15 protein-coding genes are annotated in these 13,091 nt (G+C 60.7%); 9 read left to right on the forward strand and 6 right to left on the reverse strand.

The window, feature by feature from the left end; translation table 11 throughout:
* The first annotated feature begins 28 nt into the window (after positions 1-28).
* The 5 genes from ACK83U_RS17270 to ACK83U_RS17290 all read left to right on the forward strand — a co-directional run bounded on the left by ACK83U_RS17270 (position 29) and on the right by ACK83U_RS17290 (position 2,996).
* Complete coding sequence (locus ACK83U_RS17270) at positions 29-439, forward strand: HIT family protein (RefSeq protein WP_081598397.1); 411 nt, start codon at positions 29-31, stop codon at positions 437-439.
* Positions 436-1,395, forward strand: coding sequence for an NAD(+) diphosphatase (gene nudC, locus ACK83U_RS17275; RefSeq protein ID WP_112609821.1), 960 nt, complete (start codon positions 436-438; stop codon positions 1,393-1,395). The genes ACK83U_RS17270 and nudC overlap by 4 nt, the downstream gene beginning before the upstream one ends.
* Positions 1,396-1,407: 12 nt before the next feature.
* Positions 1,408-2,094: a helix-turn-helix transcriptional regulator gene (locus tag ACK83U_RS17280; protein WP_112338899.1), complete on the forward strand. Its 687-nt coding sequence runs from the start codon at positions 1,408-1,410 to the stop codon at positions 2,092-2,094.
* A gap of 84 nt (positions 2,095-2,178) precedes the next feature.
* Positions 2,179-2,406 (forward strand): hypothetical protein, encoded by a 228-nt coding sequence (locus ACK83U_RS17285; RefSeq protein WP_412474683.1) that lies wholly within the window; start codon positions 2,179-2,181, stop codon positions 2,404-2,406.
* A 221-nt stretch (positions 2,407-2,627) separates the two neighbouring features.
* Positions 2,628-2,996, forward strand: coding sequence for a VOC family protein (locus tag ACK83U_RS17290; RefSeq protein WP_112338900.1), 369 nt, complete (start codon positions 2,628-2,630; stop codon positions 2,994-2,996).
* Positions 2,997-3,085: 89 nt separating this feature from the next.
* Here ACK83U_RS17290 and ACK83U_RS17295 read toward each other — a convergent pair whose 3' ends face one another.
* Positions 3,086-3,940, reverse strand: coding sequence for a prephenate dehydratase (locus ACK83U_RS17295; RefSeq protein WP_112609823.1), 855 nt, complete (start codon positions 3,938-3,940; stop codon positions 3,086-3,088).
* Positions 3,941-3,964: 24 nt separating this feature from the next.
* Entirely contained in the window at positions 3,965-4,720 is a 756-nt protein-coding gene (locus ACK83U_RS17300) for a 3-deoxy-manno-octulosonate cytidylyltransferase (protein ID WP_112609825.1), read from the reverse strand.
* A 151-nt stretch (positions 4,721-4,871) separates the two neighbouring features.
* Between ACK83U_RS17300 and ACK83U_RS17305 the strand changes: the two genes are divergently transcribed.
* Entirely contained in the window at positions 4,872-5,450 is a 579-nt protein-coding gene (locus tag ACK83U_RS17305) for a c-type cytochrome (RefSeq protein WP_112400332.1), read from the forward strand.
* Positions 5,451-5,509: 59 nt separating this feature from the next.
* Here ACK83U_RS17305 and ACK83U_RS17310 read toward each other — a convergent pair whose 3' ends face one another.
* Positions 5,510-6,667 (reverse strand): patatin-like phospholipase family protein, encoded by a 1,158-nt coding sequence (locus ACK83U_RS17310; protein ID WP_112609827.1) that lies wholly within the window; start codon positions 6,665-6,667, stop codon positions 5,510-5,512.
* Positions 6,668-6,788: 121 nt separating this feature from the next.
* A complete protein-coding gene (locus ACK83U_RS17315; RefSeq protein WP_112609829.1) occupies positions 6,789-7,733 on the reverse strand; it encodes an AEC family transporter in 945 nt (314 codons plus the stop codon).
* A gap of 394 nt (positions 7,734-8,127) precedes the next feature.
* Between ACK83U_RS17315 and ACK83U_RS17320 the strand changes: the two genes are divergently transcribed.
* Entirely contained in the window at positions 8,128-9,120 is a 993-nt protein-coding gene (locus ACK83U_RS17320; RefSeq protein WP_112609831.1) for an adenosine kinase, read from the forward strand.
* Between the two features lie 87 nt (positions 9,121-9,207).
* Here ACK83U_RS17320 and ACK83U_RS17325 read toward each other — a convergent pair whose 3' ends face one another.
* Together ACK83U_RS17325 and ACK83U_RS17330 are read right to left on the reverse strand one after the other, a co-directional pair.
* Complete coding sequence (locus ACK83U_RS17325; protein WP_412474866.1) at positions 9,208-9,807, reverse strand: cadmium resistance transporter; 600 nt, start codon at positions 9,805-9,807, stop codon at positions 9,208-9,210.
* A gap of 96 nt (positions 9,808-9,903) precedes the next feature.
* Complete coding sequence (locus ACK83U_RS17330; RefSeq protein WP_112338908.1) at positions 9,904-10,443, reverse strand: SH3 domain-containing protein; 540 nt, start codon at positions 10,441-10,443, stop codon at positions 9,904-9,906.
* 190 nt (positions 10,444-10,633) lie between these two features.
* Between ACK83U_RS17330 and ACK83U_RS17335 the strand changes: the two genes are divergently transcribed.
* A complete protein-coding gene (locus tag ACK83U_RS17335; protein ID WP_112609835.1) occupies positions 10,634-11,635 on the forward strand; it encodes a 2-hydroxyacid dehydrogenase in 1,002 nt (333 codons plus the stop codon).
* 141 nt (positions 11,636-11,776) lie between these two features.
* Entirely contained in the window at positions 11,777-13,090 is a 1,314-nt protein-coding gene (gene murA, locus ACK83U_RS17340; protein ID WP_112609837.1) for a UDP-N-acetylglucosamine 1-carboxyvinyltransferase, read from the forward strand.
* Position 13,091: the final 1 nt, after the last annotated feature.

Genomic DNA, 13,091 nt, shown 5'->3' on the forward strand with positions numbered 1-13,091 from the left:
ATTTGATAAAACAATGGAGGATGCCCCTTTGAAGGAGTTTACGCTCGACGATCGTCTTGCGAATGACAGCGTTTCCGTCACCATAACTGGCCTTTGCGACGTCAGGCTGATGAAGGATCGCCGCTGGCCGTGGCTCGTGTTGATCCCGCGCCGGCCCGACAAATCGGAAGTTTTCGAGCTGACGCCCCTCGACCGGATCTTGCTGACCTTCGAAACGGATAAGGTCGCGAGCGTCCTGAAGACGGTGACGGGGGCAACAAAAATCAATGTCGGGGCACTTGGAAATATCGTCCGCCAGCTGCATGTTCATGTCATCGCGCGGTTCGAAGGTGATGCCAATTGGCCAGGTCCCGTCTGGGGCTATGGCAAGGCGGAACCCTATTCGGACGAAGACATGAACAGCCTCATAGCCAAGTTGCGGGAAACGCTTTCACAATGAGCCATTCCATCTTTTCCTCGGATGCGCCGCATCCGGAAGCCAGCAGTCTCACCGCTTTCGCGGAAAACCAGCTCAACCGGGATGCCGAGCATCGCGACGAGGAATCGATTAAGCAGGCGCTCGCCAAGGAAGGCACGCACATCCTGGCCTTCGCCCAGGACCGGCTGGTGCTGAAGCATGATGGCCAGGTGCTCGACCCTCTGTTTGCCCGCTACGAGTTGAAGGATCTCGATCCGAATTGGGACGATGCCGTTCTCCTCGGTTATCGCAAGAGTGGCGAGCCCCGCCTTGCTGTGCCCGTGCGCGTCAATGCCGACGAGCTTGCCAGCCAATACAAGCCGGCTGACATGCGCTCGCTCTGGCGCGATCTTCTGCTGGAAGGCGAAATCCTGGGTGAAGCCGCGCAGGGCATGAGCCTTATCCGCTGGAATGGCGACAACCGCTTCTGCGGCCGCTGCGGCTCGGTCATGGAAAGCAGGATCGGCGGCTACAAGCGGGTCTGCTCGGTCTGCGAACACGTGATATTCCCGCGCACGGATCCCGTGGTCATCATGCTTGGCATCGATGAGGAAAGGAATCGTTGTCTTCTCGGCCGCAGCCATCATTTTGCGCCGGGCATGTATTCCTGTCTCGCCGGTTTCGTCGAGCCGGGCGAAACAATCGAGAATGCGGTGCGCCGCGAAACGCTCGAGGAATCCGGTATTCATATCGGCCGTGTGCGCTATCACGCCTCGCAGCCCTGGCCGATGCCGCATTCCCTCATGATCGGCTGCTATGCCGAAGCCAAGTCGATGGAAATCCATATGGATGAGGCTGAGCTCGAGGATTGCCGCTGGTTCACCCCGGAAGAGACGCTTGCCATGCTCGATCGCGTCTCTGTATCCGGCAATACCTCTCCGCCCAAGGGCGCTATCGCCCATCGCCTGATGCGCGACTGGGTGGAGTGGAAGCGCTAGGACTATTCTGCCATGGCCCGCTCCGAACGCTTGTTGACGCTGTTGCAGACGCTGCGGCGCTATCGTCGTCCGGTGAGCGGCGCCGTTCTGGCGGAGGAAACCGGCGTCAGCCTGCGTACGCTCTATCGCGATATCGCCAGCCTGCAGTCGCAGGGCGCCATGATCGAGGGCGAACCGGGGATCGGCTATGTCCTGAAGCCCGGCTTCATGCTGCCGCCGATGATGTTTTCCCAGGATGAGATCGAAGCGCTGGTGCTGGGGTCGAGATGGGTGGCGCGTGCAACCGACGCTCGTCTGGCGGCAGCCGGGACCGATGCGCTCGCAAAGATTGCCGCCGTGCTGCCCGCGGACCTCCGCGAGGCGGTCGACCAGGCGGCCGTGGTCGTCGGCACGCGCCGCATCACCGAAGACAAGGCCGATCTTTCCCTGATGCGCAAGGCGATCCAGACCGAGCGCATGGTGCAGCTGACTTACGGCGATGTGAACGGCGCCATCTCGACCCGGCGCATCTGGCCCTTCGCGCTCGGCTATTTCGACAATTCCCGCATCATCATGGCCTGGTGCGAACTACGCCAGGATTTCCGCCATTTCCGCGCCGACCGCATCGTCGACTTCGCAGTGCTCGAGGCACGCTACCCACGCCGCCGCGTCGCTCTGGCAAGAGAATGGCAGGCGCGCGAGGGCCTGGCCCATAATTGATCTTCGGGGCGCAATGCTACTGCCAGAAACTGTCAGTAGGCTTGGCTATGATCGGCACCATCCAAGCAGGAAGGAGGACCGATCATGGCAGGCAACGTTTCCATCATTTCGCAACATGTGCATTGCGGCGACATTGAGGCGCTTAAAGGCAAGCATCAGTCATGGCCCGCTCGTCTCTCTGAGGTCGCCCTCGGCTATTTCAGCTGCCGCTGGAATCGCCTCGATATTGAGGAAGTGCCCGATTCCGTGAAGCGGGATCTTGGCTTTCTCGACGGCTGTGAGCCGTATCGAGAGGAAGATCGGATGCGCTGAGGCAATCGATGCGAACTCGTCGCGACCTTCGCGGTAACGACCTGCGCATAATCAAAGATCCGAGCGCAAGACGCTGATCCGAATAGCGCAACGCGTTTTGGAACCGCATCCCCGCACGCCTTCAACCACGCGATGACACAGTCACTCCCGGCGAACTTTGCTCCGTTCGCCGGTTCTTATCCGCATGCCCTTAAATTCACCCAAACGAGAGGACCATCCACATGACCAGCCCGAACCTCATCATTTTCTATGTCAAGGATCCCAGCGAAAGTACGCCGTTCTACCGCGATCTCTTCGGCCGTGAGCCGGCATTCGCGTCGCCGAACTTCGTAGCCTTCGCGCTCGACAATGGCCTAAGTCTCGGTCTCTGGCGCCGCAGCAGCGTCGAGCCACAGCCCTCCGCCATCGGCAATCGCGGCGAACTGGGCTTCATGGTCGAAGGCACCGGGGCGGTTGAGCAGCATTACAGGGATTGGAAGGCACGCGGCCTGCCGATCGCACAGGAGCTGACGACCATGGATTTCGGCCCGACCTTCGTCGTGCTCGATCCGGATGGCCATCGACTGCGCGTTTGTGAGCCGGATAAGTAAGCCGAGATCGCGATTTGTCCCCGAACCTACCCTCTTCCCGTCAAGGGAAGAGGGAAATCCGTCACAATGGTGTCGCCATAACCGCCTGCTTAAAGATCGCCCCGCGTCGGGTGTCCCTTATAGACGCCGAGAATGCGGACCTTTTCGGAGAAGAAGCGCAGTTCTTCCAGCGCGCGGCGCACATGCGCATCGGCGGGATGGCCCTCGATATCGGCATAGAATTGCGTTGCGACAAAACGGCCGCCGAGCTGATAGCTCTCAAGCTTCGTCATGTTGATGCCGTTGGTGGCGAAACCGCCGAGCGCCTTGTAGAGGGCGGCGGGAATGTTGCGGACGTTGAAGACGAAAGTGGTGACGATCTTTTCGTCCGCCGAACCGCGTGCCGCCCAGTCTTCGTCGCGCGACAGGATGACGAAACGCGTCATGTTGTTTTCGGTGTCTTCGACATTCTCGGCGATGATCTCCAGCCCGTAGAGATCGGCCGCAAGCCGCGGCGCCAGTGCCGCCATGCTGCGGTCGCCGGTTTCCTGCACCAGCTTGGCTGCACCCGCCGTATCGCCGGCAATGACCGGTTTCCAGCCATTGGCGCGCACGATGTTGCGGCATTGTCCGAGCGCATGGATATGGCTGTGGACCGTGCGGATCTCTTCCTTCTTGACACCGGGCAGCACCATCAGCTGGAAGCGGATCGGCATGAAATATTCGCCGACGATATGCAGGCGCGATTCCGGCAGCAGATGATGAATATCGGCGACACGGCCGGCAATCGTGTTTTCGATCGGGATCATGCCGAGATCGGCGTCGCCGTTCTCGATGGCAGTGAGAGCATCCTCGAAAGTCTGGCAGGGCAGCGGCTCCATGGTCGGGAACATGTCACGGCTGGCCATATCGGAATTGGCGCCGTACTCGCCCTGGAAGGAGATCTTGTTGGTCTTGGTAATCATGGGACTGCCCTTGGGGGAATGCCGTCAATGAGAAGCGGCGGAGAGGATGCGTCTGGCCTTTTCGAGGTCGCCGGGAGTATCGACACCGAGCGGGATCGTGTCAACGATCTCGACATCGATGCGCATGCCGGCTTCCAGCGCCCGCAGCTGTTCTAGTGATTCGCGCAGTTCGAGCGGCGATGGGCCGAGGCTCACGAATTTCGCGAGTGCAGCGCGGCGGTAAGCATAGAGACCGATATGGTGATAGAGCGGCCCCTTGCCGTAGGGCGCTGTTGCACGCGTGAAGTAGAGCGCGCGCAGGCGATTTTCGGAAATCGGCGAGCCGATGACCTTGACGACGCTCGGCAGGGTCTTTTCCTCCTCGTCCTTGATCTCGACAGTCAGTGTGGCGATGTCGACGGCCGGATTTTCCAGCGGGCGCAGCGAGGCGCGGATGGTCTCGGGATCGATCGTCGGCAGGTCGCCCTGCACATTGACGATGATTTCGGCCCGGCCCTGCGGATCGACGGCCTGCAGCGCCTCGTAGATGCGGTCCGAGCCCGATTGATGATCCCTGCCGGTCATCACGACATCAAAGCCGGCATTGGCGACTGCGGCATAGGTATCCTCATGGTCGACGGCGACGACGATGCGACCGATCGCCGCCTCGCGCGCGCGCTTGGCAACCTGTACGATCATCGGCAGACCGCAAATATCCGCGAGCGGCTTGCCCGGCAAGCGCGTGGAGGCCATGCGGGCGGGAATGAGGACCAGCGTCTTGTCTAAATTTGAATCAGTCATTGTTGGGCCTTCTATTCCCGAGGGAAAAGTGTCAAAACGTCTCATGGTGGAGACCGTTTACAGAGTTGCAAGAAACAGCCAAAAGACATAGGTTTCGCGCGAATTCAAGATGGGCCAGCGGAGGATGCTGGCGGCGAGGGGAGCATAGCAGATGAATTCATCCTACGTGAACATGGGTGTCGGGGCGCTTTTGGCCACGCTGTTCGTGTTGAAGTCCGTGTCGCTCGCGTCAGGATTTATTTTCCATTCAGAGGCGCCGGAAAAGCCCGGTTTTGCCATCGTCGCGACCGAGGAACCGGCTGCGGGCGGTGACAAGGGCGCGGCTGCCAAGCCGGATACGCCGATCGCTCAGCTCCTTCAGAAGGCTGATGCCAAGGTCGGCGAAACGATCTTCAAGAAGTGTCAGGCCTGTCATTCCGGAGAAAAGGGTGGTCCGAACAAGGTTGGTCCTGATCTCTGGGGTATTGTCGACCGCCCGGTCGCCGAGCACGAAGGCTTCGCCTATTCGTCCGGCATGAAGGATTTTTCCAAGGGCGGTACGGAAAAGTGGACCTATGACCACCTCTATCATTTCCTGGCCGCGCCGAAGAAATTCGTCGCCGGAACGGCAATGGGGTTTGCCGGCCTGCCGAAGGAAGAGGATCGCGCCAACGTGATCGCCTATCTGCGCACGCTTGCCGATACCCAGGTGCCGCTGCCGGACCCGAACGCACCGGCCGCCACGAACTGAGGCAATTACCGGATCGATTGAAAAACGCGGCCGTCAGGCCGCGTTTTTGTGTTGCTCGCTCAGATTGAATGCCGGCGGGATTGCGTCCGCTGATCGAGGTCGAACACCTTCAACCCGTCCTCGGCGCTCGGCGGCATGCGCCAATCCTCGGCGACCAGCGCCTTACGGGCATCGCGCAAGCCGGCCTCCCAATGCTCGTGCATGGACAGTGCCGAAAACTCGTAATCCTTCGAATGCGACCGGAACTGCTTGTTGCGGTAGATCAGGTGGATGATGGTGACGCCGTAATCGGAGCAATGCTGCTCCAGCTTCTTGATCTCCGGATCGGCTTTGGCCTCTTCGGGAAGGCGGGCATAGAGCTCCGATATTGCGCGCCGCAGACGATGGCGTTCCAGAAAGAGATCTGTGTTGAGCCGTGTGCGGCTTGAATAGGTGATATCCTTGCGCCGCTCCTCGACCTCTTCCAGATCCTGCGGCAGCGGGCCGACGGCGCTGAAGAGATCGACCTGGAAGACGACCGTATCGATATCGGCGCCATTGCGCAGCACGTAGCTGAGCGGCGTGTTCGAGACCAGGCCACCGTCCCAGTAATGCTCGTTGCCGATCTTGACCGCTGGAAAGCCCGGCGGCAATGCGCCGCTCGCCATCACATGCTCGGGTCCGATCTTGATCTCCTTGTTGTCGAAAAAGGCAAAATTGCCGGTGCGCACATTGACGGCGCCGAGGCTCAAACGCACCGGGCCGTGGTTGATTCGGTCGAAATCGACGTGATCGAGCAGCGTCTGGCGCAATTGCTCCGTATCGTAGATGCTGGTCGCGCCCGCCGAGCCGCGCGTCTGGAACCAGGTTGGAAGCTGCCACGGGGAAAAGAAGCCGGGCACGCCGAAGGTCGATACCCACCAGCTGCTGACCGAGCGATAGAAAGGGTTGGTCTCGCGCCGATCTTCCATCAGTAGATCGACGGGGAGATGCACGGTCACCTTGTTCCAAAAGGAGCTCAGCGCCTTGAGCCGCTCGCCGGGCACGTTGCCGGCCATGATCGAGGCATTGATCGCGCCGATCGAGATGCCAGCGATCCAGTCCGGCTCGATATTCTGTTCTCTCAGCGCCTGGAAGGCACCCGCCTGATAGGAGCCGAGCGCGCCGCCGCCTTGGAGCACGAAGACCTTCTGCGCATAGGCTGACGCGGGATTGGTGAGCGGAGCTGCAATATTCATGTGCCATCCTTTGCTGCGCTCCGGGTGGGAAGGCCGGGATGCGCAAAATATATGACCATTTTCCTGCCTGCTTCTCCGAAAGCGGAGAGATGCCGTTACGATCGGCGGGTTTCGGCCTCGGTTATCCGAGCAGATAGGCCCAGAGCGATACCGAGAATGCGCCGAGCGCTGTCGTCAAGGTAATCGTCGAGGCCGCGAGACTGTGGCCCACGCCGAAGCGATTGGCAATCAGCCAGGCGTTCACACCTGTAGGAACAGCGGCCGTGAGGACCAGTGCGGCTCGCCATTCCGGGCTCAGGCCGAGAAGAAGTCCGGCAGCCAGCACGCAGGCCGGCAGCAGAAAAAGCTTGAAGGCGGCAATGACGCTGGTGACGCCGAGATTGCCCGACAGCCCATATTGACGCAGCGCCATTCCGAGCGAGATCAGCGCAGCCGGGCCGGCGATGTTGGCAATGTTGTCGACGACCGTGCCGAGCGTTGCGGGGATGGGAAGGCCGGTCAGGTGGACGATGAGACCGCAGAAAAGCCCGATGACGAGCGGATTGCGCAGGAGATTGCTACCAACCTGACGCAGCAACTCGCCGGTGCTGCGGCCGGCGTCGGCATTCTCCTTGCGCTCGGCTTGCTCCATCAGCAGCGTGCCTGCGATCATCATCGTTGGAAGATGCACGGCGATCAGGATCGACATCGCCATGACGCCGTCAGGCCCCACCGTGCGCCCGACCAGCGGCAGGCCGATGAAGATCGTATTGGCAAAAGCCGAGGAAACGCCGGCGAGCACACCGATGCGCGCATCTCGCCCGAAGAGCCGTGTCGCGACGATATGGCCGGCAGTCCAGGTGATGGCGACGCCGGAGAAATAGGCGATCCACAATCGAAACGGCGAAGCACCGCGAAAATCCGCTTCGGCGATGGTCCGGAACAGCAGGAGCGGCACCGCGACCTTAAAGACGAACTCGCTCATGGCCTCACCGACATCGGTTTTCAGCAACCCCGTGCGCACGATGACCCAGCCGACGAGAATGAGCAGGAAGACGGGAAGAACGTCTGTGAGGATTTCGGACACGCGGGTATGAAGCTCGTGATTTCGAGGAATTGGACCCGAAACTTGTAGCAGCTTGCCCGGGGCTGGAAACCCGCAAAACAAAAAAAGCGGGCTTGGCCCGCTCTTGTCGATCTCGCCCCGGTGGGGAGGTCCCCCCGGTGCACATGCCGCCAGTTCATCCGTGGTCGGCCCGCGTACCGGTGAGGCGGAAGGCATCATTCCTTCCCAAACTGGCTCGGAAGTCTTTCGAGCTTCCCATCCCAGTCGCGTGATAAGCATGTAAAGATAGAAAGTGACAGGCAAATGACTGATTGCAATCAAGTTGGCCGCGTTGGCGCGGATTTTGCTTTAAAACTTCAGAAAAACCGATAATACCGGATACCGGCTATCACCAGGATCCGGGACCCTCCTATAGATGACTCGCTTCGATGTACTGACCGTCGGCAATGCTATTGTCGACATTATCGCCCGTTGCGACGATCAGTTTCTGATCGAAAACAACATCACCAAAGCCGCGATGAACCTCATAGACGCCGAGCGCGCCGAGCTTCTCTATTCGCGCATGGGCCCGGCTCTGGAAGCCTCCGGCGGAAGTGCCGGCAACACGGCGGCCGGTGTCGCGAATTTTGGCGGCAAGGCTGCCTATTTCGGCAAGGTTGCCGAAGACCAGCTCGGCCAGATCTTCGCCCATGATATCCGCGCCCAGGGCGTTCATTACGAAACTAAGGCGAAGGGCACCTTCCCGCCGACCGCCCGTTCGATGATCTTCGTCACTGAGGATGGCGAGCGCTCCATGAATACCTATCTCGGTGCCTGCGTCGAGCTGGGTCCCGAAGATGTCGAGGAAGATGTCGTCGCCGATGCAAAGGTAACCTATTTCGAGGGCTATCTCTGGGATCCGCCACGCGCCAAGGAAGCGATCCGCGAGTGCGCCCGCATTGCTCATGCCAATGGCCGGGAAATGTCGATGACGCTCTCCGACAGCTTCTGCGTCGGCCGCTACCGCCACGAGTTCCTCGACCTCATGCGCTCCGGTACCGTCGATATTGTCTTCGCCAATCGTGACGAAGCCCTCTCGCTCTACGAGACCGACGACTTTGAAAAGGCGCTGACTCTGATCGCGGCCGATTGCAAGATCGCCGCCGTGACGACGGGCAAAGATGGCGCCGTCGTCGTGCGCGGCGATGAGCGCTATGTCGTCGATGCCCATCCGATCGAGGAGCGTATCGACACGACCGGTGCAGGTGATCTTTTCGCTGCGGGCTTCCTCTTCGGCTACACGCAAGGCCGCGGTCTGGAAGACTGCGCCAAGCTCGGCAATCTCGCCGCCGCCGTCGTTATCGAGCAGATCGGCCCGCGGCCGATGCGGTCGCTGTCGGAAGCCGCCAAGGAATTCGGGCTTGTCTGACGAAGTTTATCTCTATCAGCAGATCATCGAAGCCGCCTTCGGCAGATCGCAGGGGCGGCTTTGCTATAAAGTGCCGAAGCAAGCTTATCACCGAAAGAGCGTTACGGTTCCCGCCTCATAGAGGATGAGGATGCCGAGCGCGATCAGCACGAAGGGCACGACCCTGTGTCCATGTCGCCTGATCGGTGCGCCGAGCTTCGGATGATTGACGAGAGAATGTGCTGCACCCAGCCAGACTGCCGTCAGCACCGCGAAGATGCAGCCGATGGCCAAAACCTCATAGGCCGAGCGCGTCGCAAAGAGAGGCGTATAGACGCTGATATTGTCACCGCCATTGGCGATCGTGACCAATGCGACCGCCACGATGTTTCCATGTCCTACCGAGGCCTTGGCGTGATCTTCCGGATTATCGCCGGCCTCCCTGCCGTTCCAGAGCTCCCATAGCCTGCTGAGGCCGAAATAGATCGGCGCAAGGCCGAGCAGGCCGATATAGGCTGCGGGAATGACGAGAGCGAGCAATGAGGCGATGACGCTGACGCCGTAAAGAACGCCAATACCGAGATATTGGCCTATGATGATCTGCCTCAATCGGAACTTCGGATCGGCAAAGAAGCCGAGAAGCACGAAAATATCGTCTATGTTCGTCGATGTGAATGTGGCGATTGCAACGCCAAGAACGCCGAGCACGTACGCCAAGGTAACCGGTCTCCGTTTCTCATACCGGATACATCATTGTGCCGGAAAGTCGTACTATCGCTTATGTGTGAAAAGCCAAGGAGTACGTTACTTGAAGGCCTCGCCGGGGTAGGCGCCCCAGATTTCCGATTGTGCCACCCAGCCTTCGGTGCCGTCGGCGGTAACGAGGCACCAGTCGCCCGTGCATTCCTTGACACTCATCATCACGCCGGGCTGAAGCTTGGCAATGACGGCGGCGGATGGCTGGGATTCGCGGCGCATGTTGACGAAGACGGCCTTGCCTTTGCCCTTCATCCAGGGGGCGGCGATCGCCGAGCGCTGGCCCGACAGCAGCGACTGGTTGACCCAGCCCTCCGTGCCGTCGGCATCGCGTACGCGCCGCCAATTATCGTATTCCTGAATGATTTCGACCGGCAGGCCCTGCTTGAGATAGAGCCATGACACGGCATAATCCGCGCTCGGCCCGATGCGCAGGTTGACTCGCTTCGACTTCAGCGTGACGAAGCGCGGCAGCGGCAAGCCGCTCGGCCCCTTGGCGGCCTGGGCGACGGCAAGATCGACCGACACAGCGGCCATCATCAGGCCGATTGCGAAAATGGCGCAGGACTTCAAGACATTGCCACGCATGGGAGTTCCGTTCGTTCGTCATGACAAAGGCGCAGTTCCGGCGACCTTTCGCTCCGGTGAGCGGCAAATCCTCGGATCGCGTCAGCGAGTTTTGTTTGTCTTCGCCTGCGGGTCTGGTAGAAATGCCCGGAACGGGAAAATTATCCTGCTTCTTGGTTAAGAACATCTGAACAAGGCATCGCCGCTCGCCATGACGACGAAGAAAAAACCGAAGGTCTACGTCACGCGCAAACTGCCTGACGCGGTGGAGACGCGCATGCGCGAACTCTTCGATGCCGAGCTCAACATAGATGATCGCCCACGCACCAAGGACGAATTGATAGAGGCCGTCCGCTCGGTCGATGTGCTGGTGCCGACTGTCACCGACCGCATCGATGCTGAGATCATCGAAGAAGCCGGCCCGCAGATGAAGCTGATCGCCAGCTTCTCCAACGGCACGGATCACATCGATGTCGAGGCCGCCGCCCGCCGCGGCATCACCGTCACCAATACGCCGAATGTGCTGACCGAAGACACCGCCGACATGACCATGGCGCTCATCCTCGCTGTGCCGCGGCGACTGGCGGAAGGTGCGCGTGTGCTGACCGACAACCCCGGCGAATGGGCCGGATGGTCGCCCACCTGGATGCTCGGCCGCCGCATCCACGGCAAGCGCATCGGCATCGTCGGCATGGGGCGGATCGGCACCGCCGTCGCCCGCCGCGCCAAGGCGTTCGGCCTATCAATCCACTATCACAATCGCAAGCGCGTCAATCCCACGACCGAGGACGAGCTGGAGGCAACCTATTGGGACAGCCTCGACCAGATGCTTGCCCGCGTCGATATCGTCTCGGTCAATTGCCCGTCGACACCTGCGACTTACCATCTGATTTCTGCCCGCCGCCTGGCGCTGCTGCAGCCGACGAGCTACATCGTCAACACGGCGCGCGGCGATGTTATCGACGAAGCGGCGCTGATCAAGATCCTGCGCGAGGGCAAGATCGCCGGCGCCGGCCTCGACGTGTTCGAGAACGAACCGGCCGTCAATCCGAAGTTGGTGAAGCTCGCCAATGAGGGCAAGGTGGTGATCCTGCCGCATATGAGTTCGGCCACGCTCGAGGGCCGAATCGACATGGGCGACAAAGTCATCATCAACATCCGCACCTTCATCGACGGCCATCGCCCGCCCAATCGCGTGCTGCCCTTTCGATGACGGAAGCATGCTGATTCGCCCGCTGAAACGGGCTGAATACCCCGCTGCAAATTTGATCTCATTTCCCTCTCGCCGGTCACGTGCATGTCACAAAGCCGGCCCAGAGGTGACCACAAACACAAATCAGGAAGGGCGGAAATCATGGCGCGCGCGTTGCCGCATGAGCGGATTCAATATGTGGTCGAGGGCGGCTTCAAGCTGTCGGGAGAGATCGAACCGAGCGGCAACAAGAATGCCGCATTGCCGATCATCGCCGCGTCGCTTCTGACCGATCAACGCGTCGAGCTCAGCAACGTGCCGCGCATCCGCGACGTCGAGGCGCTGGTGGAGCTGATCCAGTCGGTCGGTGCGAAAGTACATTGGCTCGGCCGCAATGAGCTCGAAATCGAAGCGCGCGAGCTTCGCCCCGCCAATCTCGATCCCGATCTTTGCGCCCGTATCCGTGCCTCCATCCTGCTTGCCGGACCGATGCTGGCGCGCTGTGGCGAGATCACTCTGCCGCCGCCCGGTGGAGACGTCATCGGCCGCAGGCGTGTTGACACGCATTTTCTGGCGCTGGAACAGCTCGGCGCGAGGGTCGAGGTCAATAGCGTCTATAGCTTCCGCACTGATGGGCTGCGTGGCGCCGATGTCTTCCTCGATGAGCCATCCGTGACGGCGACGGAAAATGCGCTTTGCGCTGCCGTGTTCGCCGAGGGGACGACGATCCTGCGCAATTGTGCTTCCGAACCGCACGTGCAGGATCTTGCGCGGTTCCTGATTGCCATGGGCGCTCGAATCGAAGGCGTCGGCACCAATATGATGACCATCCACGGCGGCCAGCGGCTCGGCGGTGCATCGCATCGCATCGGCCCCGACCACAATGAGGTGGGCTCGCTGATCGGCCTTGCCGCCGTTACCGGCTCGGAAATCACCATCCGCCGCGCTGGCGTCGAGCATCTGCGCTCCACCCTCATGACCTTCGAGCGTCTCGGCATCCGCTGCCAGATCGACGGCGATGATCTGGTCATTCCCTCCGGTCAGGAGATGAAAATCCAGCCTGATTTCGGCGGCCATATTCCGAAGATCGAAGATCAGCCCTGGCCGGCGTTTCCCGCCGATACGATGTCGATCGCCATCGTCACCGCCTCGCAATGCGATGGCGTCGTGCTGATGTTCGAGAAAATGTTCGAAAGCCGCATGTTCTTCGTCGACAAGCTGATCGCCATGGGCGCCCGCATCGTGCTGTGCGATCCGCATCGCGCCATCGTCGCGGGCCCCTCCAAGCTGCGCGCCGCGCAGCTCGAAAGCCCTGACATTCGCGCCGGCATGGCCATGCTCATTGCGGCCATGTGTGCCGAGGGCACCAGCGTCATCAACAACGCCCAGCAGATCGAGCGCGGCTATGAGCGCATCGAGGAGCGGCTGAATGCCATGGGTGCCCGCATCACCCGCATTCCGCCGCGCGAAGCCTAAC

Source organism: Rhizobium sp. WW22 (assembly GCF_047041135.1).
Taxonomy (GTDB): Bacteria; Pseudomonadota; Alphaproteobacteria; order Rhizobiales; family Rhizobiaceae; genus Rhizobium.

Bases quoted from the DNA above. Each gene is read 5' to 3' on its own strand.
- ACK83U_RS17335 (WP_112609835.1), top strand. From the start codon at position 10,634: ATGACGACGAAGAAAAAACCGAAGGTCTACGTCACGCGCAAACTGCCT.
- ACK83U_RS17305 (WP_112400332.1), top strand. From the start codon at position 4,872: ATGAATTCATCCTACGTGAACATGGGTGTCGGGGCGCTTTTGGCCACG.
- ACK83U_RS17280 (WP_112338899.1), top strand. From the start codon at position 1,408: ATGGCCCGCTCCGAACGCTTGTTGACGCTGTTGCAGACGCTGCGGCGC.
- ACK83U_RS17320 (WP_112609831.1), top strand. From the start codon at position 8,128: ATGACTCGCTTCGATGTACTGACCGTCGGCAATGCTATTGTCGACATT.
- ACK83U_RS17330 (WP_112338908.1), bottom strand. From the start codon at position 10,443: ATGCGTGGCAATGTCTTGAAGTCCTGCGCCATTTTCGCAATCGGCCTG.
- nudC (WP_112609821.1), top strand. From the start codon at position 436: ATGAGCCATTCCATCTTTTCCTCGGATGCGCCGCATCCGGAAGCCAGC.
- ACK83U_RS17310 (WP_112609827.1), bottom strand. From the start codon at position 6,667: ATGAATATTGCAGCTCCGCTCACCAATCCCGCGTCAGCCTATGCGCAG.
- murA (WP_112609837.1), top strand. From the start codon at position 11,777: ATGGCGCGCGCGTTGCCGCATGAGCGGATTCAATATGTGGTCGAGGGC.
- ACK83U_RS17300 (WP_112609825.1), bottom strand. From the start codon at position 4,720: ATGACTGATTCAAATTTAGACAAGACGCTGGTCCTCATTCCCGCCCGC.
- ACK83U_RS17290 (WP_112338900.1), top strand. From the start codon at position 2,628: ATGACCAGCCCGAACCTCATCATTTTCTATGTCAAGGATCCCAGCGAA.
- ACK83U_RS17285 (WP_412474683.1), top strand. From the start codon at position 2,179: ATGGCAGGCAACGTTTCCATCATTTCGCAACATGTGCATTGCGGCGAC.
- ACK83U_RS17295 (WP_112609823.1), bottom strand. From the start codon at position 3,940: ATGATTACCAAGACCAACAAGATCTCCTTCCAGGGCGAGTACGGCGCC.